At 66.6% G+C, this 26,984-nt stretch carries 28 protein-coding genes and 1 tRNA gene; 16 read left to right on the top strand and 13 right to left on the bottom strand.

Going from position 1 to position 26,984, the window contains the following annotated elements; all coding sequences use genetic code 11:
* Positions 1-105: 105 nt before the first annotated feature.
* Positions 106-972 (bottom strand): M23 family metallopeptidase, encoded by an 867-nt coding sequence (locus ACFQ9R_RS11825; RefSeq protein WP_378632128.1) that lies wholly within the window; start codon positions 970-972, stop codon positions 106-108.
* Positions 973-1,238: 266 nt separating this feature from the next.
* Between ACFQ9R_RS11825 and ACFQ9R_RS11830 the strand changes: the two genes are divergently transcribed.
* Both ACFQ9R_RS11830 and ACFQ9R_RS11835 read left to right on the top strand, forming a co-directional pair.
* The gene (locus ACFQ9R_RS11830; RefSeq protein WP_378990435.1) at positions 1,239-2,285 is read left to right on the top strand and encodes an NAD(P)H-dependent flavin oxidoreductase; all 1,047 of its coding nucleotides are present in this window, start codon (positions 1,239-1,241) and stop codon (positions 2,283-2,285) included.
* Between the two features lie 69 nt (positions 2,286-2,354).
* A complete protein-coding gene (locus ACFQ9R_RS11835; RefSeq protein WP_378632123.1) occupies positions 2,355-2,747 on the top strand; it encodes an SCO5389 family protein in 393 nt (130 codons plus the stop codon).
* 53 nt (positions 2,748-2,800) lie between these two features.
* Here ACFQ9R_RS11835 and ACFQ9R_RS11840 read toward each other — a convergent pair whose 3' ends face one another.
* The 3 genes from ACFQ9R_RS11840 to ACFQ9R_RS11850 all read right to left on the bottom strand — a co-directional run bounded on the left by ACFQ9R_RS11840 (position 2,801) and on the right by ACFQ9R_RS11850 (position 5,626).
* Entirely contained in the window at positions 2,801-4,435 is a 1,635-nt protein-coding gene (locus tag ACFQ9R_RS11840; protein ID WP_378990437.1) for a long-chain fatty acid--CoA ligase, read from the bottom strand.
* Between the two features lie 114 nt (positions 4,436-4,549).
* Positions 4,550-4,927, bottom strand: a complete 378-nt coding sequence (locus ACFQ9R_RS11845; RefSeq protein WP_378990438.1) for an ArsR/SmtB family transcription factor — start codon at positions 4,925-4,927, stop codon at positions 4,550-4,552.
* Positions 4,928-5,026: 99 nt separating this feature from the next.
* On the bottom strand, positions 5,027-5,626 hold the full coding sequence (locus ACFQ9R_RS11850) for a TetR/AcrR family transcriptional regulator (protein ID WP_378990439.1): 600 nt from the start codon (positions 5,624-5,626) through the stop codon (positions 5,027-5,029).
* A gap of 71 nt (positions 5,627-5,697) precedes the next feature.
* Here ACFQ9R_RS11850 and ACFQ9R_RS11855 point away from each other — a divergent pair, with 71 nt between their 5' ends.
* The 3 genes from ACFQ9R_RS11855 (at position 5,698) to ACFQ9R_RS11865 (ending at position 7,857) form a co-directional block, all read left to right on the top strand.
* Positions 5,698-6,840, top strand: a complete 1,143-nt coding sequence (locus ACFQ9R_RS11855) for an acyl-CoA dehydrogenase family protein (RefSeq protein ID WP_378990440.1) — start codon at positions 5,698-5,700, stop codon at positions 6,838-6,840.
* Positions 6,841-6,934: 94 nt separating this feature from the next.
* The gene (locus tag ACFQ9R_RS11860; RefSeq protein ID WP_378990442.1) at positions 6,935-7,708 is read left to right on the top strand and encodes a DUF1542 domain-containing protein; all 774 of its coding nucleotides are present in this window, start codon (positions 6,935-6,937) and stop codon (positions 7,706-7,708) included.
* 73 nt (positions 7,709-7,781) lie between these two features.
* Positions 7,782-7,857: transfer RNA gene (locus ACFQ9R_RS11865), tRNA-Arg, on the top strand.
* A 624-nt stretch (positions 7,858-8,481) separates the two neighbouring features.
* On the opposite strand, the gene ACFQ9R_RS11870 is transcribed toward ACFQ9R_RS11865, so the two are convergent.
* Positions 8,482-9,144, bottom strand: coding sequence for a pentapeptide repeat-containing protein (locus ACFQ9R_RS11870; protein ID WP_378990443.1), 663 nt, complete (start codon positions 9,142-9,144; stop codon positions 8,482-8,484).
* Between the two features lie 12 nt (positions 9,145-9,156).
* A complete protein-coding gene (locus ACFQ9R_RS11875) occupies positions 9,157-10,044 on the bottom strand; it encodes an exodeoxyribonuclease III (RefSeq protein ID WP_378990444.1) in 888 nt (295 codons plus the stop codon).
* A 652-nt stretch (positions 10,045-10,696) separates the two neighbouring features.
* On the opposite strand from ACFQ9R_RS11875, the gene ACFQ9R_RS11880 reads away from it, so the two are divergent.
* The 3 genes from ACFQ9R_RS11880 to ACFQ9R_RS11890 all read left to right on the top strand — a co-directional run bounded on the left by ACFQ9R_RS11880 (position 10,697) and on the right by ACFQ9R_RS11890 (position 16,677).
* Positions 10,697-12,067: a toll/interleukin-1 receptor domain-containing protein gene (locus ACFQ9R_RS11880; protein WP_378990446.1), complete on the top strand. Its 1,371-nt coding sequence runs from the start codon at positions 10,697-10,699 to the stop codon at positions 12,065-12,067.
* Complete coding sequence (locus ACFQ9R_RS11885; RefSeq protein WP_378990447.1) at positions 12,064-15,687, top strand: hypothetical protein; 3,624 nt, start codon at positions 12,064-12,066, stop codon at positions 15,685-15,687. Before ACFQ9R_RS11880 ends, ACFQ9R_RS11885 begins: the two co-directional genes overlap by 4 nt.
* A gap of 66 nt (positions 15,688-15,753) precedes the next feature.
* Positions 15,754-16,677: an esterase/lipase family protein gene (locus ACFQ9R_RS11890; RefSeq protein ID WP_378990448.1), complete on the top strand. Its 924-nt coding sequence runs from the start codon at positions 15,754-15,756 to the stop codon at positions 16,675-16,677.
* Positions 16,678-16,698: 21 nt separating this feature from the next.
* On the opposite strand, the gene ACFQ9R_RS11895 is transcribed toward ACFQ9R_RS11890, so the two are convergent.
* Entirely contained in the window at positions 16,699-17,841 is a 1,143-nt protein-coding gene (locus tag ACFQ9R_RS11895; RefSeq protein WP_378990450.1) for a serine hydrolase domain-containing protein, read from the bottom strand.
* Positions 17,842-18,175: 334 nt separating this feature from the next.
* Between ACFQ9R_RS11895 and ACFQ9R_RS11900 the strand changes: the two genes are divergently transcribed.
* The 3 genes from ACFQ9R_RS11900 (at position 18,176) to ACFQ9R_RS11910 (ending at position 19,915) form a co-directional block, all read left to right on the top strand.
* Positions 18,176-18,676, top strand: coding sequence for a DUF4232 domain-containing protein (locus ACFQ9R_RS11900; RefSeq protein WP_378990451.1), 501 nt, complete (start codon positions 18,176-18,178; stop codon positions 18,674-18,676).
* Between the two features lie 38 nt (positions 18,677-18,714).
* Positions 18,715-19,143 carry a hypothetical protein gene (locus ACFQ9R_RS11905; RefSeq protein WP_378990452.1) on the top strand — a complete coding sequence of 143 codons (429 nt, stop codon included), beginning with the start codon at positions 18,715-18,717 and terminating at the stop codon, positions 19,141-19,143.
* A 61-nt stretch (positions 19,144-19,204) separates the two neighbouring features.
* Positions 19,205-19,915, top strand: coding sequence for a helix-turn-helix domain-containing protein (locus ACFQ9R_RS11910; RefSeq protein ID WP_378990453.1), 711 nt, complete (start codon positions 19,205-19,207; stop codon positions 19,913-19,915).
* On the opposite strand, the gene ACFQ9R_RS11915 is transcribed toward ACFQ9R_RS11910, so the two are convergent.
* The gene (locus tag ACFQ9R_RS11915) at positions 19,897-20,472 is read right to left on the bottom strand and encodes a dihydrofolate reductase family protein (RefSeq protein ID WP_378990454.1); all 576 of its coding nucleotides are present in this window, start codon (positions 20,470-20,472) and stop codon (positions 19,897-19,899) included. The genes ACFQ9R_RS11910 and ACFQ9R_RS11915 overlap by 19 nt on opposite strands.
* 65 nt (positions 20,473-20,537) lie before the next feature.
* Between ACFQ9R_RS11915 and ACFQ9R_RS11920 the strand changes: the two genes are divergently transcribed.
* Positions 20,538-20,978, top strand: a complete 441-nt coding sequence (locus tag ACFQ9R_RS11920) for a chloramphenicol phosphotransferase CPT family protein (protein WP_378990789.1) — start codon at positions 20,538-20,540, stop codon at positions 20,976-20,978.
* A gap of 139 nt (positions 20,979-21,117) precedes the next feature.
* Here ACFQ9R_RS11920 and ACFQ9R_RS11925 read toward each other — a convergent pair whose 3' ends face one another.
* The 4 genes from ACFQ9R_RS11925 to ACFQ9R_RS11940 form a co-directional block, all read right to left on the bottom strand.
* Positions 21,118-21,285 (bottom strand): DUF4236 domain-containing protein, encoded by a 168-nt coding sequence (locus ACFQ9R_RS11925; RefSeq protein WP_082843603.1) that lies wholly within the window; start codon positions 21,283-21,285, stop codon positions 21,118-21,120.
* 39 nt (positions 21,286-21,324) lie between these two features.
* Positions 21,325-21,621, bottom strand: a complete 297-nt coding sequence (locus ACFQ9R_RS11930) for a hypothetical protein (protein ID WP_378990455.1) — start codon at positions 21,619-21,621, stop codon at positions 21,325-21,327.
* Between the two features lie 117 nt (positions 21,622-21,738).
* Positions 21,739-22,176 carry a DUF6194 family protein gene (locus tag ACFQ9R_RS11935; RefSeq protein WP_378990456.1) on the bottom strand — a complete coding sequence of 146 codons (438 nt, stop codon included), beginning with the start codon at positions 22,174-22,176 and terminating at the stop codon, positions 21,739-21,741.
* Between the two features lie 56 nt (positions 22,177-22,232).
* The gene (locus ACFQ9R_RS11940) at positions 22,233-23,057 is read right to left on the bottom strand and encodes a helix-turn-helix transcriptional regulator (RefSeq protein ID WP_378990457.1); all 825 of its coding nucleotides are present in this window, start codon (positions 23,055-23,057) and stop codon (positions 22,233-22,235) included.
* A 128-nt stretch (positions 23,058-23,185) separates the two neighbouring features.
* On the opposite strand from ACFQ9R_RS11940, the gene ACFQ9R_RS11945 reads away from it, so the two are divergent.
* From ACFQ9R_RS11945 to ACFQ9R_RS11955, 3 genes are all read left to right on the top strand, one after another.
* Positions 23,186-23,650, top strand: a complete 465-nt coding sequence (locus ACFQ9R_RS11945; protein WP_378990458.1) for a hypothetical protein — start codon at positions 23,186-23,188, stop codon at positions 23,648-23,650.
* 243 nt (positions 23,651-23,893) lie between these two features.
* Positions 23,894-24,880 (top strand): adenylate/guanylate cyclase domain-containing protein, encoded by a 987-nt coding sequence (locus tag ACFQ9R_RS11950; RefSeq protein ID WP_378990459.1) that lies wholly within the window; start codon positions 23,894-23,896, stop codon positions 24,878-24,880.
* 97 nt (positions 24,881-24,977) lie between these two features.
* Positions 24,978-25,745, top strand: a complete 768-nt coding sequence (locus ACFQ9R_RS11955; RefSeq protein ID WP_378990460.1) for an RluA family pseudouridine synthase — start codon at positions 24,978-24,980, stop codon at positions 25,743-25,745.
* Between the two features lie 5 nt (positions 25,746-25,750).
* Here the strand turns inward: ACFQ9R_RS11955 and ACFQ9R_RS11960 are convergent, their stop codons facing one another.
* Complete coding sequence (locus ACFQ9R_RS11960) at positions 25,751-26,359, bottom strand: TIGR03086 family metal-binding protein (protein ID WP_378990461.1); 609 nt, start codon at positions 26,357-26,359, stop codon at positions 25,751-25,753.
* 73 nt (positions 26,360-26,432) lie between these two features.
* On the opposite strand from ACFQ9R_RS11960, the gene ACFQ9R_RS11965 reads away from it, so the two are divergent.
* The gene (locus ACFQ9R_RS11965) at positions 26,433-26,876 is read left to right on the top strand and encodes a MarR family winged helix-turn-helix transcriptional regulator (RefSeq protein WP_378990462.1); all 444 of its coding nucleotides are present in this window, start codon (positions 26,433-26,435) and stop codon (positions 26,874-26,876) included.
* Positions 26,877-26,984: the final 108 nt, after the last annotated feature.

The following is a 26,984-nucleotide window of genomic DNA, read 5'->3' on the forward strand; positions in this document are numbered from 1 at the left end:
CCGTCGATCAGGTGCCGTTGCGTAGGCGACGAAGGAGCAAGCAACGGTGCCTGATCGACGGGACCGGCGGGGCCGCGAACTCGAGCGCGCCAGCGCTCCAGAAACTCAGTGCGCGGAAGGGCCCCATTCCAGCGGCACGCCCTTGGAAGCGAGGTACGGAATCGGGTCCATCTTGGCGCCGCCCTGATCCCAGATCTCGAGGTGCAGGTGCGGTCCGGTGGACTGGCCGCGGTTGCCGACGGTCGCGATGACCTGGCCCGCGTTGACCCGCTGGCCTTCGCTGACCAGCATTTCGTTGACGTGGCCGTAGACGCCGGTGGTGCCGTCGTCGTGCAGCACCCGCACCCACAGGCCGAAGCCCGACGCCGGGCCCGCCTCGATGACGGTGCCGTTGGACACGGACTTGATCGGCGCGCCGATCGAGTCGGCGAAGTCGAGGCCGTAGTGCATGGCACCCCAGCGCGAGCCGAAGCCGGAGCTGATCGGGCCCGCGACCGGGCGGGTGGCCTGCGGCGGCGCGACCTGGTGCTGGATGCCCTGGAGGATGTCCTCGACCTGCGACAGCGGGCCGGAGATCTCGGGGGGCAGGTTGCCGATCCCGAAGGGCGCGGCCACGGGGGCGGCGATCGGCGCGGCGACCGCGGTCACCGGTGCGGGGGTCTCGACGTGCGCGGCGACTTCCTGCGCGGCGACGAGGTCGACATCTTGGCGGGCCGACTCGGGAACGACCGATTCCTCGACGCTGTCGTCGTGGGTCGGCAGCAGCGGTGCGGCGAAGGCCAGGGCCGGGGCGATCTGAGCGGTGACGCCGACCAACGCGCCCGCGGCGACCGCGGCACTGGCGGCGACCCGAACACGATCGGAACGCGACGCCTCGGCGCGGTGCCTGCTCCTGCTCGGGCTCCGGCCATCCGCGTGCGCAAGCAGGGCCTGCACGGAGATGGATTCGGGACCCACACGGTGCTGCGACAAGATCTCGTCCTAGCGTCCGACAACAAGGAAACGAAACCGGTCTGCGACCGGGCCGGAGACCACCTGGGTGTTCTCCGATGCCGAACTATGTGTAACGGTTCGGCATCCGTTGTGACGCGAACTCTACCCGGCCGTGACCATTCCGCAACCTTCTGTCACGAATTCGCAGGTAGATGACGTGCCGCACAGTAACAATCACAGTGTCCGACCCATCACACGCGCTGTCACCGGGCCTGAACACGGTCCCGACCGACCAGACTCGACCCATGGTGATCGAGACCCTGACCGTCCCCATCGTCGCCGCGCCCATGGCGGGCGGCCCGTCCACACCCGAGTTGGTGGTCGCCGTCGCGGCCGCGGGCGGGTTCGGCCAGCTCGCCGCCGGATACCTCGGCACCGAGGCGGTGGCAGCGCAGATCGAGGCGACCAGAGCCGCCACCACGGCGCCGTTCGGGGTGAACCTGTTCGCGCCCGGCGCGGTGGCCGATCCGGCCGGCTACGCCACCTACCTCGCCGAACTCGGCGCCGAATTCCCGATCGGCACCCCTGAGCACGACACCGACGGATGGGACGACAAGCTCGATCTGCTGGTCGCCGATCCGGTCGCCGTGGTCTCGACGACCTTCGGCTGCCCCAGCGCGGTGGAGGTGGACCGGCTGCACGCGGTCGGCTCGGAGGTGTGGGTCACGGTCACCTCCCCCGCCGAGGCGCTGATCGCCGTCGAGGCGGGCGCCGACGTGCTGATCGCCCAGGGCGCCGAGGCGGGCGGGCACCGCGCGAGCTTCCTCGACGATCCCGCCGAGGACCCGATCGACCCGCCCGGCCTGCTCACCCTGATCCAGCTGCTCACCGCCGTCACCTCCCGCCCGCTCGTGGCGGCGGGCGGGATCGCTACCGGCGCAGGCGTGGCCGGGGTGCTGGCGGCCGGTGCGTCGGCGGCGCAGATCGGCACCGCGCTGCTGCGCTGCCCGGAAGCCGGCACCAACGCCGTGCATCGTGGTGCGATCGGGACGCCGGAACCGACGATGCTCACGCGCGCGTTCACCGGACGTCGCGCGCGCGGGATCCGCAACCGTTTCCTCGTCGACCACACCGCCGACGCGCCCGCCGCGTACCCCGAAATCCATTACGCCACTGCCCCCTTGCGGGCGGCCGCGCGGGCGGGTGGCAACACCGACGAAGTGAATCTGTGGGCGGGGCAAGCGCACTCGCTGAGCACCGGGCAACCGGCAAGCGAACTGGTCACCGATCTCGCCGCCGACGCGAAAAGCGCACTCCGGAAAGCACTTTCGGAACGAATTCAGGGTTATTGACAACGGATTTCGTTTAGACTCGGACCTGGCATCGCGTCCCGCCGACCACCCCCAAGCAGGAGGAGAGCCATGTCCCTCGATGTTCCCGCCGCATTACTCGAACGCGCAGAACAAGGCAATATCGACGACGCCGAATTCGTCGAATGTGTCCGTACCTCCCTGCCTTACGCGTGGGAGGTGGTGAGCCGGGTGGCCGAAGACCTGCGCACCGGCACCGACGAATACGCCGACAACCGGATCCCGCCGCCGGACGAGGTGGCTCGCGGGCAGCTGCTGCGCGCCCTGGCCTCCGACGCCATCCGCGGCGGCCTGGAACGGCATTTCGGTGTGAAGCTGGCCTTCCAGAACTGCCATCGGGTCGCGGCGTTCCCGCTGTCGGCCGTCGGCGGGGAGACCTACACCACCTACATCAGCCCTCGCGCCCAGCTCTTGAATCAGAGCCCCGAGCTGCGCAACTGCTGATCGACGAAAAAGGCGGGCGTGGAAGCAATTCCACGCCCGCCTTGTCGTTTTCGCTACACCGTGACGACGTCCAGCTCGCCCTCGGCGTACTGGGCGCGCAGGCGCTTCTTGTCGAACTTGCCGACGCTGGTCTTGGGCACCTCGGCGATGAAGGTCCAGCGCTCGGGCAGCTGCCACTTGGCGAACTTGTCGGCCAGGTAGTCGCGCAGCTCGGCTGCCTCGGCGGCAGCGCCCTCGGCGAGCACGATGGCGACCAGCGGGCGCTCGTCCCACTTCTCGTCGGGCACACCGATGACCGCGGCCTCGGCGACGGCCGCGTGGCCCATCACCGCGTTCTCGAGATCCACCGAGGAGATCCACTCACCACCGGACTTGATCACGTCCTTGGAGCGGTCGACCAGGGTGAGGTAGCCGTTGGCGCTGATCTTGCCGACATCGCCGGTACGCAGCCAGCCGTCGTCGAACTTGTCCGGGTCGATCTCCGCGCCGGTGGGCGAGTAGTAGGAGCCGGTGATCCACGCGCCGCGGACCTCGAGCTCGCCGAGCGACTCACCGTCGTTCGGGACGACCTTGCCGTCGTCGCCGACCAGCCGGGCCTCGACGTTGGCCGGGAAACGCCCCTGCGTGTAGCGGTACTCCCAGGCATCGTCATCGCTGACGCCCGCGGGCGCGTGCGCGACGCTGCCCAGCGGGGAGGTCTCGGTCATGCCCCACGCGTGCAGGATGCGCACGCCGTGCTTCTCCTCGAACGCGCGCATCATCGCGGGCGGCACCGCGGAGCCACCGACGACCGCGGTACGCAGGTGCGAGATGTCCTGCGGCGCGGCGGCCAGCGCGGCCAGCACGCCGCCCCAGATGGTGGGCACCGCGGCGGCGAAGGTCGGCTTCTCGGCCGCCATCATCTCCAGCAGCGGGCCGGGCTGCAGGAAGCGGTCCGGCATCAGGACGTTGGCGCCCGACATCAGCGCCGCGTACGGCAGGCCCCACGCGTTGGCGTGGAACAGCGGCACGATCGCCAGCACGTAGTCCGAGCCCTGGAAACCCATGCCGTTGGGCGAGTTCACCTGCATCGCGTGCAGCCAGTTGGAGCGGTGCGAGTAGACGACGCCCTTCGGGTCGCCGGTGGTGCCGGAGGTGTAACACATCGCGGCGGCCGAACGCTCGTCGACGACCGGGAAGTCGAAGTCGGCGGACTGGGCGTCGAGCAGCTCGCGGTAGGAGTGCACGGTGACGCCTTCGGGCGCGGTGAGCGCGGCCGGATCGCCGTTGACGACAATCACGTGCTGCACGGTCTTCAGGTTCGGTAGGTACTGCGCGAACAGCGGCACCAGCGTGCCGTCCACGAGCACGACCTTGTCCTCGGCGTGGTTGGCGACGAAGACCAACTGCTCGGGGAACAGCCGGATGTTGAGCGCGTGCAGCACCGAGCCCATCGCGGGCACCGCGATGTAAGCGACCATGTGCTCGTTGTTGTTCCACATGAAGGTGCCGACGCGGTCGCCCTCTTCGATGCCGAGACCCCGCAGCGCGTTGGCCAGCCGGGCCGAATCGGCGCCGAGCTCACGGTAGGTCATGGTGCGAACACCGTCACCGGTCCATGTGGACACAGTCGAATCGCCCTGGAAAGTTGCGGCATAGTTGAGCAGTTTGGCCAGCGAGAGCTGGTCGTCCTGCATGGTGCTCAGCATCGGTGCTCCTTCAAGTCCCTGCCGTGGCATGAGCCACGTCACAACGGATGCTACCGAAAGGTTTGAGGCTCGCAATCGTTTCCTCCGACAACATTCCTGCAGGTCGGCTCGTCATCACGCACCGGGCGGCCGCGCGTGCGGCGGCTGACCATCGGGCCCCCTATGGTGCGATGGCACTCCGGGACCGGCATGTTCGGCGTTGTGTACCGCGTCGACGACCAGGCTGCGGACATGGTCGTTGTCGAGGCTGTAGTAGATGGTGGTCCCCTCGCGACGAGTACGCACGAGCCTGGCCATCCGCAGTTTCGCCAGATGCTGGGACACCGAGGGGCCCGGCTTGCCCACCCGGCTCGCCAATTCGTTCACCGAGAGTTCTTGATCGGCCAGCGCCCAGAGGACTTGAACCCTCGTCGGATCGGCCAGCATTCGGAACACCTCGACCACCAACCCCACCTGATCCTCGGCCAGAGGCGAGCGGGCATCTGCATTCATGCGCAGATAATAGATCGCCGATGCCGGTTCCCCATGGCCGCCGCTCCGGACGTTGGTCAGGCCGACATGCCGAGTGCCGAGGCGAGCGCCGCAATCCGCTCAGCGCAACGCGATCTCGGCGAGCGCGGTCCAGTCGGCCAACACCTTTTTGCGACGAACGCGGTCACGGCCGACCATCTCGTCGAGAGTGGCGCCACGGACCAGGTTTATGGTGAGCCAGAAGGTGCTCTCCAAGCGCTCACCGGTGATGGCGGGGTCGATCAGCCCGGCACAGCGGTCGAGCAGCTCGACGGTGAGTTCGTGCTGCACCCGCAACATTTCGCGGCGTAGCGCCGCGTCGTTGGCGATTCCCACATACAGCTCCACCGCGGCACGACCGAGCTTGCCCGCGAAGGTAGCGGTGACCAACTCGACCAGCACAGCGCCCGCCGACCTACCGTCCGCCACCGCTTTCGCCTTGCGCAGCATGGCTTCTCGCTGACGATCGGTGAGATGGCCGATCGCCTGAGCTAGAAGTTCACCGCGCGTGTGGAACTGATGCAACTGCGCGCCACGCGTCACCCCCGCCCTGGCCGTGATATCGGCGATAGAGGCACCCGCATAGCCGACCTCGGCCAGGCTCTCGATGGCGGCATCAAGCAGCAGCGTCCGGGTCCGCAGACTCTTCTCCTGATGCTTGTTCGGTGGGAGCGCAGGCATCACTCCAGTATAGGGCTACAAAATTACATGTCACATTGCACGCAATTCAGTGCTCGGCGTACTGTCATGACATGGCTGTAGACCGGATGTTGCCCACCGCCGAGGCACGTGAGCTGATCGAACTGACCCGCGACATCGCCGACAAGGTGCTCGAGCCGCGTGTCACCGAGAGCGAGAAGACCGGAGTCTTCCCGGACGGCGTGTTCCCGGCGCTCGGCGCGGCCGGGCTGCTCAGCCTGCCGTATCCGGAGGAATTCGGCGGCGGCGCGCAGCCGTACGAGGTGTACCTCCAGGTGCTGGAGGAAATCGCGAGCCGCTGGGCCGCCGTCGCCGTAGCGGTGAGCGTGCACGGCCTGTCCTGCCACCCGCTGTTCACCTACGGCACCGACGAGCAGAAGCAGCAGTGGCTCGACGGCATGCTCTCGGGCGAAACCATCGGCGCCTACAGCCTTTCCGAAGCGCACGCCGGTTCCGACGCGGCCGCCCTGCGGTGCCGGGCCACCCCCGTCGACGGCGGCTACAACCTCAACGGCACCAAGGCCTGGATCACCAACGGCGGCCGCGCCGACTTCTACACCCTGTTCGCCCGCACCGGCGAGGGGTCGCGCGGCATCTCCTGCTTCCTCGTGCCCGCGGGCACCGAGGGCCTGAGCTTCGGCAAGCCCGAGGAGAAGATGGGCCTGCGCGCCATCCCCACCACCACCGCCGCCTACGACGACGCGTTCCTGCCCGCCGAACGTCGCATCGGCGAAGAGGGACAGGGACTTTCGATCGCGTTCAGCGCGCTCGACGCGGGCCGCCTCGGCATCGCCGCCGTCGCCACCGGTGTCGCCCAGCGCGCGCTCGACGAGGCCGTCGCCTACGCGAAGGAACGAGAAGCCTTCGGCCGCAAGATCATCGATCACCAGGGCCTCGGGTTCGTCCTCGCCGACATGGCCGCCGCCGTAGACACCGCCCGCGCCACCTACCTCGACGCCGCCCGCCGCCGCGATGCGGGCCTGCCGTATTCGCGCCAGGCTTCGGTCGCCAAACTGGCCGCCACCGACGCGGCCATGAAGGTGACCACCGACGCGGTCCAGGTCTTCGGCGGCTACGGCTACACCCAGGACTTCCCCGTCGAGCGCTACATGCGCGAAGCGAAGGTCATGCAGATCTTCGAGGGAACCAACCAGATCCAGCGCCTGGTCATCGCCCGCCACCTCGCCGGTAGCTAATAGGCAACGCGCTGATCAATAGGGGTCAGCGCGTTCGGGCAACCGATCAGTAAACTGGACGGCATCTCGACACCTCGACGAAATGAGGCGCGCGATGCTGTGGTGGCTGATCGTGATCGTGATCGTGTGCGTCGGTGCTCTGCTGTACCTGCGTGCCGAACAGAACAAGCGCAACGCGCGCGAGCTCGAGGAAGCACAGGCCGACGCGCGGGTGACCATCGAGCGGCTCGGCGGACAGGTCTACCAGCTGACTCCGCGCAACGAAGCCGCACGACAGGCCCTGGCCGACGCGTCCGAACGGTACAACGCCGCGGGCGGCCAGATCGACCGCGCCGGCTCCCCCGCCCAAGCCCGGCTGGCCAAGCAGTCCGCGCTGGAGGGCCTCTATTACATTCGCGCCGCCCGCACCGCGATGGACATGGACCCCGGCCCTGCGATCCCGGCCATCGAGGGCCAGGACATCGCCGGCCAGGTCGACGAGCAGCGCACCATCGCCCACAACGGCCGCTCGATCACCGCCTCCCCCGCCCCCTCCGCGGGCACACCGAACTATTTCCCCGGCGGCCGCGTGGCAGGCCGCCCCGTCCCCGCCGGGTGGTATTCCGAACCGTGGTGGAAGCCCGCGCTGATCGCCGGCGCCTGGGGCGCGGGCTCGGCACTGTTGTTCACCACGCTGTTCGCCGGAATGGGCGGGGTCGGCTACACCGCGCAAGCCTTCGAGGACGGCACCGGCGAAGCGGCCGTCGATCCCGGCACCGACCAGGGCGGATTCGACCCCGGCGACACCGGCGGCGACTTCGGCAACAGCGGGGGTTATGACACCGGCGGCGGTTTCGACAGCGGCGGCGGCGACTTCGGCGGCTTCTGACCCCGCCCAACGGGCCTCTGCCACCGACCCCGGCCCCACGCTATACTCAGCTCGGCCAGCCCAGCCTGGCCACGCCTTCGTAGCTCAGGGGATAGAGCAACCCTCTCCTAAAGGGTAGGTCGCAGGTTCGAATCCTGCCGAGGGCACCAACCTGCGACACTAATTTCGCAGGTCAACGGCCGTTTCCTCGCGATTCCGACAAAATTCGCACACGAAAGTCCAGGTCAGGCGCGTTCGTCCCTCTGGAGTGGCAGGGCACAGCGAACATGGGAATGCACGCATCGGTATACGGGATATCGGCGACCGGGCCTCTCACCGGCACCGGTTAGTCCCGGCACCATGTCCTTCGCGGCGCGCAGCGGCCGGTTCCACGGACTTGACCATCTGGCCGCCACCGGTTCCGACTCCCCGCCCCGTCACGGGCGTCATCGACGCTGTACCCGCAGAACGAGTACAGCAACCGTCCCGGCGATGGGGAAAGCGATGAGCTGTGGTCGCAAGATGGAGCACCCGTCGCCGATCGAATCCGACTCGACGAACTTCGAGCCGGATTGCCGACCAGACTTCCCGGCGCACCTACCCGTAAAGATGCCGAAAAGACCCGCATGCACCGCAAACCGGAACGATCCGCCGAGACAGCCCGCACCGAATCCACCGCCGCGCGGCCGACGAATGGACTCACGGAGGATTCTGGGCGCGCTGCCGGTCACAGCCCCGATACATGCCACGCACGATGTCGATCCGACCAGGCTTGGGAGTCAATGACAGCCGGGTCACGATCGAATGGTGACATCCACAGCTCCATTTTCGCTGAACCATTTCTTGAGCTCGAGACCCGCGAGAACCATAGCCGATTTCACTCCGACATCCACTGGACCAATTATGGACCCCGAAGCGCCTGCCACCGAACATCCGCCCATTCGTGCGTCCGAAAAGTCTGTCGAAGAAAACTCGCAGCCTCGCAGATCGGCGGATCCGAGATCGGCATCCGCAAAGCTTGCGCTCCGCAAGTCAGCACCGACCAGATTTGCACGCCGGAAGTCCGAATCCTCGAAGACCGCGCTCTGAAGGCGGGCATCACAGAAAATACCACCAGATGCCGAACAGCCACGACCTTCGACCTTGCGGAGATCGCTACGACTGAAATCAGCATTACGCAAATCGGCCGAGATCATCCACGCTGTATACAGATCCACATCGGATACACATGCCGAAGTCAGATCGGCCCCATTCAAGGACGCGCCCTCCAAGAACAAACCCGATACATCAGAGCGGGAAAGGTTCAGACCGTCCCCATTGAAGAGATTCGATGCCGACATCGACATCGACACCGGTGGCAATTGATCCAGGTAGAGCCCCAGAGCCACTTGAGCCGCAGGGTCAGAAGGCCAACGCTTGACATCGCTCCTGGTCCGGCCATAAATCAACTGCCCCATACTACTTTTCCTTCAGTCACGCATTGCCGAGTAGGTCACCACGAGTGGGGCGTGATCGGAGAGGCGCTCGGCGGGTGACGGTTCCTTGTCGACGACGACAGACGTGGCGAGGCGGGCGAGACCGGGTGTCGCGAGTTGGTGGTCCACGCGCCAACCCACATCCTTGGCGAACGATCGACCCGCCCAACTCCACCAGGTGAGTGGACCCGGGCGATCGCCGTGCACCTGTCGCACCACGTCGACGAGCCGGCGCGTGCCGAGAATCGAACTGAACCACTCGCGGTCGGCAGGCAGGAATCCGTCCATCGTGCGGGCGGCACGCCAGTTGGTCACATCGTGCCGGGTGTGCGCGATGTTCAGATCCCCGGTGAGGACGAACTCGCGTCCCGCGCTCAGCGCCGCGAGCCGGTTCCGGTGCACTTCGCGGACGAACGCCGCGAGGAACCTCTGCTTCCGTTCGTACTTGACCCCACCGTCGGGCTGTTCGCGCATAGATCCCGGGCGCTGGAGATGCGAGGGCAGACCACCCTTGGGCAGATACAGACAGGCCACCGTCACCGGCCGGTCGGCCAGGTCGACCTCGATATAGCGTCCCTGTGCGGCGAACTCACCGAGTCCGCGGGCCCGGGGTGGGTGGGTCACCCACGTCCGCACGGCAGCGGCGCAAACCCTCGTCAGTACGGCCACACCGTTACGACCGGCCACCGAACCCACGTCCACCGCCGCCGAATAGCCCGGGAAGGTGCCCACATCAGATGCGGGACAACGCAACTCCTGCAACGCGACCACGTCGACCGACCGCGCCCGCAACCACTGGTCGAATCCACGACGACGTGCCGCGCGGATTCCGTTCACGTTGAATGTGGCGACAGTGAGAGAATCAGCGACCGACGAACCCATGGCAACACTGTGCCGGAGTCCCCCGTCACCCGCTCGGGCAGCTCCGGTACGCGACCTCGGTGGGGCCGGGGAGATCGGCGAACTGGTTTTCCCTCGCGCAAGCCGATGGAGGGGACGGTGTGTTCTCACCTACCCCAACGGCACTCGGTTTATCGACGCCGAAGCACTGGCAGCTCAGACCGAATATCTCGGTGCGCACGCCGCCACGGACACGAGATGTGAAGGCCAGGCAGGAAGCCGAGGCCGAAGCTGAGCGAGCACGGACTGGACCCCCGCCGATCAAGCTCTGATGTCGTCACGCCCGTTTCACCTCGGATGTACGCCGCCCAGGATACGTCCAAAAGTTGGAGCAGCAGGCGACCTGCCACACCAGGCCGACAGACTCAGATCAGATAATGACCAACTATGACCAGGCGTTTTCCGGTTGTCTGTGTTTTGTGTGTCCTGCCGAGGGCACCACAGCGCACTGCGGCTCCAGCTCGGTGACCTGATGCTCGGCGAAGTTCGAGTAGCCGACTACTCTACGACGCGATTACGTCGGAGCCTACTGTTGATTCGGTACTGAACGCGTTCTCGGGACATTCCACGCTGGTGCTGCGCCACCCGGCGTGGCCGGGCGTTTTGTGGCGCAATCCGGATCGAGTGTTTGGGCATGAACGACGATTTCTGGGACGATCTTCTCGCGCATATCCGGCAGCGGGTTCTGGTGCCGGTTGTGGGGCCCGACGTGACCAGGGTCGATCTCGGCGACGCTGATCAGACATTCACCACACTCATCGGCCAGCGCCTGGCCGAACGCTGGAACCTCTCCGTGCCGCCCGGACCGACCACCATGGATGCGGCGGTGGCGGCGTTCCTGCGCGAGCGCGGCCAAGACGAGATAGAGCGGTTGTATCGCGTCATCAACGACATCATCGTGGAGGTCGATCCAGAGCCCGGCGACGCACTTCGAAACCTCGCCGCGATCGATGACCTGCGCTTGTTCGTGAGCACGACGCCCGACCGAGTGCTCGCGAAGGCAGTGAACGAGGTCCGTTTCCAGGGAAGGCAAGGCGCACGGGAGATTTCGTTCTCTCCCAATCAATCCACCAGTGAACAGTCGCGAAATGCCCAACCGGCCACGCCCGCCGATACCGTCGTTCTGAATTTGTACGGTCAGGCAGCCTCCACTCCTCAGTATGCGATCCATGAGGAGGACCGGCTGGAGTGGCTGCACGCATTACTCAGCGAAAAGGCGAGCCTTCCCGACTGGGTCGGTTACCAACTGAAGGAACATCCCCTACTCTTCATCGGCTGCGAGATCCCCGACTGGCTCGGACGGTTCCTCCTGCGGATGTCCAGCAATACCCGGCTGTCGCTGGAACGCATTCCATTCTTTCTCGCCGGCTGCTCGGCGTCACGAGAACCTTCCCTCTCGAGTTTTTTCGCGACGTACTGCCGCAAGACGCTGGTCCAGCAACTGGACATCGACCCGGCGACCTTTGTCGCGGAACTACGCGCGCGCTGGGTGCAGCAGACCACTCCGAGGCGCCATGACGCGGTTGGCGACGCCCTTCGCCCGCTTCCGGACGCTCCGACGATCTTCATCAGCTATATGCGGGAGGACGCCGACGCGGCCAAGCGGGTCTGTGACGCCATCACGAGTCTCGGCGGTGACGTGTGGCTCGACGAGCGGCGGCTCAGCCCAGGAGATGCGTGGGAACACGAGATTCTGTGCAGCATCCGCCGAACCGTCCGCCTGTTCGTCCCGATCATCTCCGCGAACACCGAGCACGCGGAGGAAGGCTACGTTTTCAAAGAATGGTACGAGGCGGCAGATCGCGCACGCTCCATCCCGAGCCGCCGTTTCATCGTGCCCGTGGTTATCGACGACAACTACGATCTCAACCCGAGCCGTTACCGGCAGATGCCGGACAGCTTCGGGCGCTTGCACTTCGGCAGGGCACCCGGCGGTGAGCCGGATGCGGGGCTCATCGCCGTGCTGAAGGACGAAATCCGCGCGATGCGGCGGACAGCGGCATGACTGCCGTCACGCGAGCGGGGCAACTCGACAGCGAGAACCCGTGGCCGGGCCTGGAGTCCTTCGAGGAAAACGGGCAGGCGTTCTTCTTCGGGCGCGACCGTGAAGCGGAGTCCTTGCTGAACCACGTCCGCGATGCCCCGGTCACGATCTTGTACGGGCGGTCCGGTCTCGGAAAGACCTCGCTGCTGCGAGCTGGCCTCTTTCCCGCACTGCGCAACGAGCACTTCCTGCCGATCTACATACGCTTGGATCTCACACCGAACGCGGCGGCACTGTCTCGCCAGCTACACCGATCGGTGCGCGACTCGATCCGGGCCGAAGCGCCCGATGCGATATTGCCCGGCGACGATGAATCGCTCTGGGAGTATCTGCATCGCAAAGACTTCGAGCTCTGGAGTGCACAGAACTATCCGCTCACGCCGGTGATCGTTCTCGACCAGTTCGAGGAACTGTTCACCCTCGGTGAGCGCGTTCCAGATCTCGTCCGGGAATTCATGCACGACCTCGGCGACCTCGCCGAGAACCGGATTTCCGACGATGTGGCTGCCCGGATCGACAACGATGAGGCCGAGGCAGGCCGGTTCCGGTTGCGGTCACAAGACTTCAAGTTGCTGATCACGTTGCGGGAGGACTTTCTGCCCAACCTCGAGGAATGGTGCCCGCTCATTCCCGCGCTGGGACGGTCACGGATGCGGCTGCTTCCCTTCCGCACCGATGCGGCGTTCGAGGCGGTCCACAACCCGGCCGAGCATCTGATCACCGATGCTCTCGCGCATCGAGTGGTGAGCATCATCGCCGGCGAGGACCTTCACCTCGGCCGGGATACCTCGTGGGTCGACATCGATGACAACCTCGCGGCCTCGGACGTGGAGCCCGCGCTGCTGAGCCTGTTCTGCCGCGAGCTCAACGAAGAGCGCAAGCGTCGTGGGCGCGCGCACTTCGACGAGCAGCTGGTCGAGGATGCCAAGCGCGATATTCTGTCGAACTACTACGCGTCGTGCGTGCGTGATCTGTCACCGCGAGTCGCGGAGTTCATCGAGTCGGAACTGATCACCGAGAAGGGTTTCCGCGACAGCTACGCCCGTGAGGACGCGGTGCCGTCACGGCTGACCGACGACGAACTCGCTCGGCTGATCGGCTCGCGCCTGGTGCGGCTCGAGGAATACCACGGCGCGCAACGGATCGAACTGACCCACGATGTGCTCACGGGCGTCGTACGCGACCACCGCGACCGGCGACGCGCGGAGGAAGTGCGCGCGGCGCAGGCGGCCCATGCGGAAAGGGAGAAGCGAGCCCTGCTCGACGCTGCCGCCCGGCGTGAGGCCGAACTCGACGACGAGCGGCGGGCGGGACGGCGACTCAGGCGGCTGTCAACTGTCCTGGCAATGGTGTGCGTCGTATCCGTCGTGCTCGCTGTCCTGGCCGCGATCAATTGGCGATCGGCCGACATCGCCCGCGATGATGCCGCTGCTCGAAGCAGAGAGGCGCTCGCCGGGCGACTGACCTCGCAGGCGCAGTCGATGCTGGCCGGCGGCCAGCCCGGCAGCGAGCTGGCGGCACTCGACAAACTGCTCGCAGCACAGCAAATCTCGACCGATCCCGACCTCGGCGCGCTGGTGACGACATTGCGGAACGAGGCGCGATTGCACAAGGTCATCGACCTGTCTGCGCAGGGCGGCGTGCTCAGTGCCGATGGCCGGTGGATTGCCACACCTACACCGTCCGGAATCAAGCTGGTGGATACGGAGGCGGGGAAGCCGCGCGGAGAGCCGTTCGTTGCCGACGGCACACTCGAGGCCGCAAGCCCGGACGGGCGGTATCTCGCATTGAACGACCGAGACGACATCGTTCGAATCTGGGACTCGGCCGAGGGCAAGCCGATCGGGCCGCCTCTGACGGGCGGAGCGGACTGGCTGCCGACCGCTGTCGTCAGTCCGGATGGTGGTCGGGTCGCCGCGAGCTATGGAGATCACGCGCGTTTGTGGGACGCCCGGACCGGACAGCAGATAGGTCCATCGCTGAGCGGGCCCGGTGCGAAGGTGTGGGCGCTGGCGTTCAGCCCGGACGGGAAGCGTCTGGCGTCCGCGGGTACCGAGCGGACGGTAAAGCTCTGGGACGCCCATAGCGGCGCGGCACTCGGCGAAACGGTACCTGTCGGCGACCCGCGCATCGCCGAGGGCGAAGCGATATGGAGCCTGAGCTTCAGTCCCGACGGACACTTCATCGCCGCCGGCGGACACACCGTTGGCCTCGGTACATTGTTGAGCGCAGGCACACCGTTGCGGATCTGGAACGCCGATACCGGCGCCGCAGTCGGGAACCCGGTAACCGGCAATTTCGGCGCCATCGATTCAGTGGCGTTCAGCCCGGACGGGGGCCGGGTCGTTACGGGTGGCAGCGACAAAACCGTAAGAATGTGGGACCCGAACACCGGTCAGCCGGTCGGCAATCCGCTCGAACTCAAAGCAGCCGTCCGCTCCGTCGCCTTCACCCCTGACGGCAATCGGATCGTTGCTGTAGCCGACAACACCGCCCAGGTATTCCACACCGATCCCGATGCCGCGCTGGCCACCGAGTTAGGCGGCAGCAGAGCGGTTGAGCTTGCGGCGCTGGGGAGCGGCTACGGAATGGATAACCACGCGGATCAGCCGCGAATCGTGATCCTTCGTGACAGCGCGCTACGGCGGCTGGACGCCGACACCGGTGAGCAGGTTGGGGACGCGATCGTTTCCGAGGCCCTCCGGGGAGGCGCCCAGCTCTCCTTCAGCCCGGATGAACGCTGGCTCGCGGTTGTGGGCCGGGACAACGATATCCGAGTCCTGGATGTAGCGAATGGGCTGCAGCGTGGAGCGCCGATGAAAGGGCACCAGGACACGATAGAAACGGTCGACTTCAGCCCGGATGGGAAGACACTCGCAACTGGAAGTAGTGACAATACGGTCCGGCTCTGGGACTGGGCCGAGGGGCGGCAGATCGGTGATCCGTTGACAGGGCACAAGAATCGCGTGCACGAAATCGCGTTCAGCGAGGACGGCCGTCGCTTGTATTCCCTCAGCAGCGATTCCGTCCGCATCTGGGATACCGCTACGAGGCAATCGGTCGGCAAGGTAATGAAGGGCTCCTTCACGAGCATGACGCTCAGTCATGACGACCGGCGCATCGCGGTCGCAGACAACAAGACGATCCGCCAATGGGACGCCGAAAGCGGCGACCCCGTCGGCATGCCTTTCGAAGGCCACGACAAGCGCGTTGATTCTGTCGGCTACAGCCCCGACGGCAAGTACCTCGTCTCCACCTCGAGAGACCGCACGCTGCGGTTCTGGGACACCGACACCGGACGTCAGATCGGCGAACCGATCGCCACCATCCCGGCCGGCTCGACCCCCATTCTTGAATTCAGCAAGGACGGACGTCGTGTTTTCGTTGTTTCCCAACGGGTCTCCTTGGACGGCAAGCCTCCTTTCGTGGGCGGTGGGATATGGCAGCTTCCGGCGCCTGCCGCGTGGTGGGACGCGCTCTGCGACAAACTCACCTCGAATCCCAGCGACGAGCAATGGAAGAACTGGGTTTCGGACGACCTACCGACCGCCGAGCTGTGCTGGGGCAAACCCCAGGCATGATCCTGATTCCACGCTAAAGTCACCCCGAAGGGCAGAATTGAAACACGTTCTAATGGGGGCTTCATCATGTCGAAATGGCGAATCAGGTCGTTGCTGTGCGCGGCAGCAGTGACGGTGGGTGTGGGCGCCGGGCCCGCGCAGGCGGAACTACCGGTGGAATACAGCACGTGGAGTGGCATTCGTGCCGAGCTGGCTCATCCCGGCGGCTCGCTGCCCGGCAGCAATGACTGGGACTGCAAACCCACTGCGGCACACCCGAATCCAGTGGTGATGGTGCACGGCGGAGCCGGCGCCGGCGCCCAAACCAATTGGGGCACCATCGTTCCGCTGCTGGTGAACGAAGGCTACTGCGTCTTCGCGCTGACCTACGGCGCTCTCGACCTGCCATGGCCGGTTTCGGCGCTCGGCGGGATGACCGGCACCCCGGAGCAGAACGCGCGCACCATCGGCGGTTTCATCGAGCGGGTACAGGCGGCGACCGGCGCCGAGAAGGTCGATATCGTCGGCCATTCCCTGGGCACGCTGCTGCCGAACTATTACGCGAAACGATTCGGGGGTGCGTCCCTGATCGAGAACTACGTCTCCTTGGCTCCGGTATGGAGTGGCACCTTCGGCGATCAGTTGGCCACCGCCCGCGAATACGCCGCCCAGCTCGGTGTCGGCCCAGCCCTCGAAGCAGCGTTGGCCGCCCAGCCCTCCGGGAAGGAAGCCCAGACAGGTTCGCCACTGATGGTCGACCTGCATTCCGACGGCATGTATGTCCCCGGCATCAGCTACACCAATATCGTCACCATCCACGACCAGGTCGTCCTGCCCTATACGTCCGGCCTGCTGCCCGGTGACGGGGCGACGAATATCGTTCTGCAAGAAGGCTGTTCGCAAGACAGGGCCGATCACCTCGGCATCGTCGCCGATCCCCGCGCAGCCGCCTACCTGCTCAACGCCCTCGATCCACAACACCCTCGCCCGGTGCCCTGCCCGGCCGGATAATCGGCCCGAAAGGCCGCCGGCCTATTTCTCGCAGAGCGCGTGGTCCACCAGCTCGCCGACCGTCCGCAGTTGCGCGAATCCCGCGCTCTGCGTGACGTCCTCACCGACAGCGAGCGTGGCAGACAGTGAGACCACGGCGCTTCGGCCACCGTCATCGGTCACTCCGGCGTTGGTGAGAAATCCCGTCTGACCGCCGTTGTGCATCCAATACGTGCCGCCGCACGACAGGGGCACCGCGAACAGGCCGAGGCCGTAGCTCGCGCCGGGCCAGACCAGCCCGGTGACACCCTCGACCGGCACCGTGGTCAGCATCTGGGCCCGCTCTTCGGGTCGCAGCAGTTTTCCGCCGAGCAGACTTCGGTAGAAGGTGCCGACATCGGCGGTGGTGGAGACGTAGCCAGCGGAGGCGTCGGCGTCCACCAGTTCCGTGACATCGATCAGCGGACCGTCGACCTCGAATTGCTGATACCCGTTCGCGTGCGGGTCGGGCAGCGTCGGTGCGTCGCCGGGCCAGCGGGTGTCACGCAGTCCGAGTGGTTCGAGGATCCGTGCGGAGATCTCGTCGTACCAGGGCCGGTTTGCCACCTGCTCGATGATCAGGCCGAGCAGGACATAGCCGACGTTGGAGTACGACCACCCCGCACCCGGCGCGAAATCGGGTGCGTGCCGCATGGCGGCCGCCACCGTGTCGCGCGGATCGCGCACCTGATAGCGGAGCCGGTAATAGTCCTCGGCAGTGGCCATTTCGGGCGGGCTCTCATGAATACCGCTGGTGTGCTGGAGAAGGTGCCGAACTGTGATTTCCGCACCGTCATTTCCGTTGCCGCGCAACATATCCGGCAGCCAGTGCTGAACGGTGTCGTCGAGCGAGAGACGACGTTCACCGACCAGCATCAGGACCACGGTGGCGACCATCGTCTTGGTCAAGCTTCCGATCCGGAAGTACCCCTCGGGCGAAACCGCTTCTAGGGCAGAAGCATTCGAGTGACCTGCCACCGCGGCCTGATGGGTCCCGACGCCCACGACCCTGGCCTGCACTCCCGTAGTTCCCAGCGCCGCGATCGCCTCGACGTCGCGTCGCAAAGTGTCCGCGCGGGGTTCGGCGTCGCACCCGCAGACCGTCGAGACCAGCGCGAGCACCGCGGCCAGGATCGTGTATCGCATCGTTCCCCTTTCGCATCACCGGGAACCTATCGATGCCGAACACCCCTCGACATCCCACTGCGGTACGGCAACGCACTCACCCCGCGGTATCGACTCGGCGTTCGCGCCCGGCCGAGTCACGGCACGAGCGCGTCGGCGAGGTCCGGTCCGCATCGTCGCTATCCGCACATCGCTGACACACCCGGGTGACGGCGGATTCGGTGTATGACCGAGTCACACCCCCGGGTTATCCACACCGCGTACGGGGAACATCGTTAGCGAGGTTAACGGACAAGCTCGACGTCTCGATCTACCCACGTCCCGAATCGAAATCTGCACGAAAGGAAACTCCACGGTGAGAACGAAGCGAGCGATAGCGGTTGTGGCAGTGGCAGTTCCGGCGATGTTCATGATCCCGGCCGTCAGTTCCGCACAGCTGCCGATCTGTTCGGCCGAGATGTTGACCGCGACCACCCAGCACGACTCTGCGCCCTCGACCCAGCAGAACACCCTGCGGATCGTGCTCACCAACACGTCCCAGCAGAGCTGCCTGGTCCAGGGCTACCCGGGCGTCGACCTGGCCGGGCCCGACCATCCGGCCTACGGGCCGAACTACTCGCTGCCACGCCAGGAAACCGGTTTCGCCCCCGTGACGGTCGCCCCCGGCGCGGCCGTGAGCAGCGAACTCACTTATCTCTCGGACGGACCCGAAGGCTGGACACCCACCACGATCGTCCTGACCCCGCCCGACACCACCACCCAGTTGCAGGTGCCGTGGCCGCAGGTCGGCAGCGTCGTCCGTCAAGACGCCGCCACCCACGCGGGTACCTTCATCGGCCCACTGCGGCCGGCCTGATCATGCGAATGTTGAACCACGCGCAGAAGGGAAATCCCATGAATCTTCCGATTCGCCGATTCGGCATCGCCGTGATGCTCGGCGCCGTGCCCGCCATGCTGACCGCCGCACCGAATGCGACCGCGGCAGTGACCGGAGTGAGTGTGGAGCAGCCTGCCGAGGGCCTGCGCACCGGCTGCGCCTACACGGTCACCGTCGGTGTCGACGCACCGGTTTCCGAGGCCGGCGAGGTGACCATCGGCATCAGCGGTGGTTCGGTGCCCGGGAACGGCAAGCAGCTCGGGGTCGCCGTCTACCATCCGGAGAACGGCACCGCGACGTTCGACTGGACACCGGAGTACACCGGTCGTCAAAACCTTGTCGCCCAGCAGTTCAAGCCCGGGCAGTACACCTCCACGGACTACATCACGGTCGAGGTCGTAGGGCGCGGTCTGAATACCGGAAGCTCCTGCCTGCCGCTCCCGTAGAACTCACAGACCAGGCCGACTTCACCTGAATCCGGCAACCCGCGCGATTAGGATCGCGATGGTGGGATTGGTGTTCGAGACCCGATTATCGGACTCGCCCTGGGTGGAGTCGGTGTGGACCTGCCGCAGTGAGCAGGTCGCGGAGATGACATCCGTGGCGACCGAGACCTGGGGATTGGTGTTCTGGGAGCAGCAGGGTGTGCCGTTCGCGGCGGTCACCGGGCCGGAAGTCGCCACCAGCACCGCACCCGTTCCCGAGGGGGCCGACTTCGTCGGCATCCAGTTCGCCGTCGGCACCTCGCTGCGCGCGGTGACCGCGACAACCCTGGTCGACAGTGGGATCGTCCTGCCCGATGTGACCGCACGCGGGTTCTGGCTGGACGGCGACCGATGGGAGACACCGCGCGTCGACGACGCGGAAGCGCTGGTCGAGCGGCTGGTCGGCCAGGGCGTCGTGGTCCGCGATGCCCTGGTCGCCGACACGCTGCGTGGTCTGACACCCGCGATCACCGAGCGCACGCTCGAGCGTCGCTTCCGGGCGGCGACGGGCCTCACCCAGGGCGCGGTCCGTCAGATCGAGCGGGCCCGCACCGCGGCGGTGCTGCTGAGCGCGGGCGAGGCGCCGGGCGATGTCATCGACAAGCTCGGCTATTACGACGAGCCCCACCTCGCCCGCGCGCTGCGCCGCTTCGTCGGCCGGACGGCGGGGCAGCTGCGCGAGGGTGCCAGTGGTGCGATCGCGCTGGACCTCACTCAGCGCACCACGTCGTAGACCATCTTGGCGACGCCGTTGGAGTATGTCGCCGAGTCGCGCAGGCGCAGCTGCTGTTTGGGCCGGTCGGCCCGGCCGAACAGGCTCTTGCCCGCGCCGAGCAGCACCGGGAACACGAGCAGATTGTATCGATCGATCAGGTCGGCGTCCGACAGTCGCTGTGCCAGTTCGGCGCTGCCGTGGATGTAGATCGGGCCGCCGTCGGTCTGCTTCAGCTTTTCGATGTCCTCGGTCGAGCGCAGGATGGTGATCTCGCCCCAGCCCTCGATCAGCGCGTCGTCGGTGAGCGAGGAGGAGACAACATATTTGGGCAGCTCCTTGTAGGCGGCGTGATCCTCGGAATCGCGCCAGATCGGGGCGAACGCCTCGTAGCTGCGGCGACCGAACATCAGCGCGGTGGTGTCGGCGAGTTCCTCACCCTTGAGCGAATACGCCTCCGGCACGAACTCGGTCTCCATCACCCACCCGCCACTGCGATGCCCCTCGACCTTCCCACCGGGCGAGTCCACCACGCCGTCGAGCGACATGAATCCCGTGTAAACCAGTTCGCGTGCCATCACAATCCTCCTGAATACGAGCGTCGTAAACTGCCTGCGGCCAGCCTAGGGAACGCTCCCCCACCCTGTCTTGGACGAAACCGACACGGACCTGTGAACTCGACACCGCCAAACTCGCCGATGTCCTGCGACGGACCCGAGCGGGGTTCCACCGCGCCGTCGCCGCGATGGCTTCGGCGGGCAACGACATCGTCATGGACCACGTCCTGAGCGAGCCGTGGCGGCTGCGCGATTGTCTGACGGTCATGCACGGCATCGACGTCGTCTTCGTCGGCGTGCACTGTTCACTCGACGAACTACAACGCCGAGAACAGCAACGGGGCGATCGCCGCGTCGGCACCGCGGCCGACCAGATCCACTCGGTTCACGCCCACCGGACCTACGACCTGGAACTCGACACCAGCACCGACACCATCGAGAACTGCTCGGCCCGGATCACCGCATTCCTCAACCTGGCCCCCACACACCGAGCATTCGATCGCCTTCGCGCCGAACTGACTAGGTGAGATGCGTTGCGAGCCGACGGCGACTGCACCCAGCCATCGACCTCCGCGCGCCGTGCGTGGACAGCGTTGCGGTGGGCGGTAATACGGGTCGAACGGCGGCTTTCGGCCGGTGGGCACCAGCAACGCGGGCGGCGCCCGATCAGCGTTGGCGCCAGCTCAGGGGGCCGGGGAGGTCGACGCTGTTCTTGCGGGTGCGGGAGTTCCAGGACCAGGGGCCGATCTTGATCCCCCAGGACGACAGGCCCGCTTGGGTGAAGTTGAACTTCAGCGGTCCGAAGGATTTGCGCTGACGGAACTTGATGGGCATGAGCAGCCTCCCTGATCGCCACCAGGATAACCGATCCGGTTACGCCCCACCGGTTTCCGCAGGTCGCCAGGACGAACCGGAACGTCGGCGACGACGAGCGATGGCGAACATGGTGAGGGCGACGATGATCGCGAGGGCGATGGCGAGGGTCAGCAGGATCAGAGGGGCGCTGGGGTGGGTTCGGCCCGCGCCGCTGCGGCGGATCAGCAGAGCGGCGATCAGGGGGCCGACCATCGTCAGCGCCGCCGCTGTCGACAGCAATCCGCCGGTGATCAATTCGACGGGTCCGAGCCTGGCGCTGGACAGCGAACGCACAGGCCGGAGATGTACTGACATGACCTCCCCTTTCGTTGGTATCTGAAAGGTACCGCGCCGGAGGGAATAAACCGCGACCATGCGACCGGGCCGTCGCGACCATGTCACCAGCAAACCAAGAGCGACTGCCGAGTCCGGCTATTCGGCCGCGCGTCGCTCGGATCGGGTGCGTGCCCGGTCGTGGGCCTCGCGCAACAACTCGCGAACCGTCGCTTCGGTGGCAGTCGACGGATTCACCACCGCGAGCCAGTTCGCGGCCGCGTAGAGGGGGTGGGCGACGACGGTGTCCTCGATGCTCGCATCGGTCGGGGCGGCCGCTGCGGCGAAGGTCGTCTTGCTCACGGCGATATTGACGCGGAAGCTGCCGGGGCGGTTCAGGTCGGATGTCTCGTCGCCGGGGTAGTCCTTGGTCACGATGGTGGCGAAGGGCTGACCGGCGGGAACGACGCCGTCGGGGGCGTAGTAGAAGAAGGTGTCGCCCCAGCTGATCTCGGGAGCCTCACTCCCCTCGGTCGGCCGCAGCACCAGCACTCCGCCGAGGCCGGTCACGTAGTCGGTTACTTCCTCGATCGTCATGCTTCGAGCGTCTCATTCGCGAGCAAGCGGTTCCAACCCCGGTGTGAACTGCCCGGTCAGCTGGCGCCGACCAGTTCCCGCGTACCCAACGCGACGACCGCCTGGCTTGCCGCCGAATCCGGGTGCACGGTGTACACCACCAGCAGCTGATCCAGATCACCCGGCAAAGCCAATGTCTCGTAACCGAATTCGATCCGGCCGACCAACGGATGCTGGATCAGCCTGTCGCCGTGCGTATTGCCTGCCGGGGTGTGGATCGACCAGATGCGGTGGAACACCGGGTTGGCGGCGGTGAGTTCGTCGATGAGTGAGGTCAGCCTGCGATCGCGCGGGCAGCGGTCCACCTGGCGACGGAGATAGGCGGCGGTCTCCGCGGCAACCGGTTCCCAGTCGGGATAGAACACGCCCGCCGCGGGGTTCAGCACCGTGAAGCGAGCCAGGTTGCGTTCGGGATCGGTGACCGCGTCGAAGCCGAAGATCTTGTCGCCCATGTCGTTCCAGGCCAGCACTTCCATGTGGCGCCCGAGCACGAACGCGGGCGTCGTGATCGAGTGGAGCAGCAGCCGGGTGCCGGGGCGAACGGTCGGGGCGTAGTTGTAGTCGGGGTCGGCGGGACGGACCAGCGTGTAGAAGTGGTCGCGCTCGGCGGCGTCGAGACGCAGGGCGCGGGCAACGGAGTCGAGCACCGAATCGGGGTAATCCTCATCGCGCCCCCGCTCCAACCGGGTGTAGTAATCCACACTCATGCCGGCCAGCTGTGCCACTTCCTCGCGACGCAATCCGACCATCCTGCGGCGACCGTATTCGCTCAGTCCGACGGCGGCGGGTTGGATGCGGGCGCGCCGGGTACGAAGGAACTCGCCGAGAGCGGGTGACGACATGGCAGCCAGCGTAGAAGGTAGCGGCGGATACGCGTGCATCGCATCATGCGAAGGGAATTGTTCGGTTGGTTAACGAGGTGCGTCGGGGCGGCGAAATACCGGGTACAACAAGTCGAGGGAGGACGTCCATGTTGATCCGATCCGCACTCACCGTTCTGTCCGGGGCCGCGCTGGCCGCCGGTTTCCTGGCCGCAGGGCCGTCTGCCGCGCAGTCGGGACTCGGCGATTACACGCCGGTAGACCCCGTCGACTACCAGGTTCCCGAACCCGAATACGCGGGCACCGTCTTCTTCACCACGCCCGACGGACGGCACTGCGCCATCTACTGGAACAACGGCCCGGCCGGGTGTGACGCGGTCCCGATCGACGCCCCTACCGGTACCGACCAGCTCCGGGTCGGGATCCTCGAAGCGGCGCACTTCGTCGACGCCGACAGCCCGATCTTCACCCACCCGGCCGCGAAGGTGCTCCCCGAAGGTCACCGGATCACGCGGGAGAACACCACCTGCGGCGTCGGCTATCAGGGAACGGTGAGCTGCGAGGTCGGCGAGCACGGCTTCACCCTGTCGGCCACCTACAGCGTGCTGCGCTGACGCGCCTTCAACAGCTCGATCACCGCCATCGTCGACGCGGGCAGCCCGCGCGAGGCCGAATACCGCCGCGCCTTCGAGGAAGCCGAGCAGTGGGCGAAGTCGCACCGGCAGGTAAGCGACCAGGTCACGGGTTACCAGGCAGGACGGCGTTGTGCCAGGTGTCACCGGCCCGGATTTATGAACGTTGCCAATGTGGAGACGAGGATGCCTGTCGCTCGCGCGGCACAGTCGTAGAGTCTGAGTATGTCGGAGCCCGAGATGACCGAATTGGTGCAGCGCAGTATCGAGGAAGCGCTGCTCGGTGGGCCGCGTCGATATACGCGCACGCAGGTGGCCGAGCAGTCGGGGGTGCCGGAGTCGGAGTCGCGGCGGCTCTGGACGGCGCTGGGTTTTCCGGCCAATGAGGACGACGAGGTCGACTTCACGCAGACCGATATCACCGCGGTCACCAACTTTCGGAGTATGAAAGTTGTTGCCTCGTCCGATATTCGGCAACAGGCCGCAGCCGCGCGGACGATCGGCCAGGGCATGGCGCGGCTGGCGGAGTGGCAGGCCGACCTGGTGCTGGCCGAGATCAAGGCACGCGTCGCCGCGGCCGATCCCACGATTCCGCTGACGGAACGGATCAGTGCCGCAACGGAATCCACCATGGCGAGCATCGACCAGTTGCAGTCGTACGTGTGGCGCAGGCACCTGGCGGCCGCGGTCGCCAGGTCGAGCGAGGCGCAGGGCGAAGGTTCGATGCGGACGCTGGCGGTGGGATTCGCCGACATGGTCGGCTTCACCCGGCTCACCAGGCACCTGCACCCCGACGAATTGTCCACGCTCCTCGAAGCTTTCGAATCGACCACCACCTCGGCGATCACCGACAACGGCGGCTGGGTGATCAAGAACGTCGGCGACGAGGTGATGTTCGCCGCCGAGACCGCGGCCGCCGCCGCCCGCATCGCGCTGGCCATCCAGGAGTCGACCATGCTCGTCGGTGGCACGCCGGAACTGCGCGTGGCGTTCGCCTACGGCGAGGTGCTGCAACGCTTCGGCGACCTCTACGGCTCGGTGGTCAATATCGCCGCCCGCCTGACCGGCGTCGCCCGGCCGGGCAACATCCTCATCGACGACGCCGCGGCCTCGGCCCTCGACGACCACCCCGAATTCGCCATCCGCCACCTGCGCAGCGTCCGTGTTCGCGGTTTCAACCGCCTACGCCCCCACCGCCTGCGGCAGGCATGATCGCGACGTGCACAGCTTCGAGGTGCACAGCTCCCGCGCGGCGGCCCGCTGACCAGCCGTCGAGCGGCACCGGCACACCGTTGCCTAGGGTGTTGTAGTGGACTTGGATTGGCACAGCGTGCGCGAGGAGTACACCGTGTTCGCCGATGACGCGGTGCTCGCGTTGAACAAACCGTCGGGGATCTCGGTGACCGGGGAGCGACACGACACCGATCTGGTGGAGTTGGCACAGGCGGCGGGAACGCAGTTGTATCCGGTGCACCGGATCGACAAGGTGACTTCGGGACTGGTCCTACTGGCTACCGATCTGGCCGCGCACGGACCGCTGACCAGGCAGTTCAACAATCAGACCGCGCGTAAAGCGTATCTGGCGATCGTGTCGGGCGCCGACCTGCCCGATGGCGGTGAGATCGATCTGCCGTTGAGCGTGGGGCGCAAGAACCGGGTGCGGATCGCGGCGCCACGGGAGGCGATCCAGCGCGCGGGTGACCGGTGGTTCGTCGACGAGGCGGATCTGCTGCCCGCGAAGAACTATCCTTCGCGCACCTTGTTCAGCACGGTTGCCCGGCACGGCGAGCACGCACTGCTCGCCCTGCGGCCGGTGACCGGGCGCCGCCATCAGATCCGCGTGCAGCTGGCCTGGATCGGCCACCCGATCCTGGGCGACCCGCTGTTCGACCGCACCGCCGCGCTGCCCCGCACCCACCTGCACTCCTGGCGACTCGGCCTCGACGCCGACTGGCTCACCCCACCGCTGCTCGATCTGGAAGCCACCCCCGGCCCCGATTTCTGGGAGCCGTTCACGTCCGACCCGGACGAGAGCGCGCGGCTTCTCCACACCGCCGCACAACTGATTTCCGGCTGACACCCTCACGCCCGGCTCGGCAGCCACTCGGGCGCACGGCCGAGAACGCGCAAGATGCGGTCCAGAGTTGCCGTCGTGTCCGCGACCTCGAGCGCGGGGCCGAACGCGGCGCCGGGGCGACGGCGAGCCGTGCCGGTGGGGACCGCTTCGGCGATCCGCAGAGCGGTCGGGGCCAGGTCGGGATCCAGGTCGATCGCTCGGCCTACCGACCGGGCGACATCCCAGGCATGGACGACGCTGTCGATGAGATGGAAGCCGAGGGCGGTCGCGACCGGGAACTCGCCCGGTGGGATTTCGGGGAGATGCAGGGTGCGGGCCTGGCAGGCGGCGAAGGCCGCGACGACGTCGTGGGCGGACCGGATGTAGTCGCCGATCGGATCGATCGCGGGGCGCACCGCCCAGACCGCCGGGTCGTTCGCACCGCGAGCGGCGGCGGCGAAACCACGGTTCTGGGTGCCCATGTGGTCCAGCAGAGCGCGCAGATCCCAACCGGCACAGGGCGTTTCGGTCGACAGTGCGGAATCGGACGCCGCCTCGACCGCGTCGATACTCAGCCGCACCGCGCGCTCGTGCCGGACCAGGAGAAGTCGATCTTCCTCAGAGATAGTACGCATATGCTGACCGTACGCGCATGCTTATGATCTGCCAAGGGTCATCGACCGACCCGTCCGGCGGTAGATTTCGACCATGCCGAAAGCGACCCGGCCGGATCTCGCGGCCATGCTCGTCCCGCTCGGCCGTGCGCTGACGGAGGCGGAGCGGCCCGTCCTCGACCGGCACGGGCTCACCATGTGGGCCTACGTGGTACTGCTCGGACTCGACGAAGGGCCCGTCCACACCCAGGCCGCGCTCGCCAAGACGATCCGGGCGGACAAGACCCGGATCATCCCGGTCCTCGACGACCTCCAGCAGCGCGGCCTGATCCTGCGTGACCCCGATCCGGCCGACCGGCGCGTCAACCTGATCCGGCTCACCGCCGACGGCGCGAAGCTGCGCGACCGCGCCCAGCACGACATCCAGGAACAGGAGAAGCGACTACTGGCCGACCTACCCGCCGCCGATCGCCACGCTTTCCTGCGCGTACTACAGCTGCTCGCCGCCCGCACCCGAACCGCGAAATCACCCGGGTGAGCGGTGACACAGACCACCTCGTGGGTTTCGGTCCGTGGCACGGCTCATGAAGACGAATAAACGCAGGTCATCTAGCCTGGAGAGGTGCCGATGAGTCATACCGGCGCA

Source organism: Nocardia sp. NPDC056541 (genome assembly GCF_042794235.1).
Classification (GTDB): domain Bacteria; phylum Actinomycetota; class Actinomycetes; order Mycobacteriales; family Mycobacteriaceae; genus Nocardia.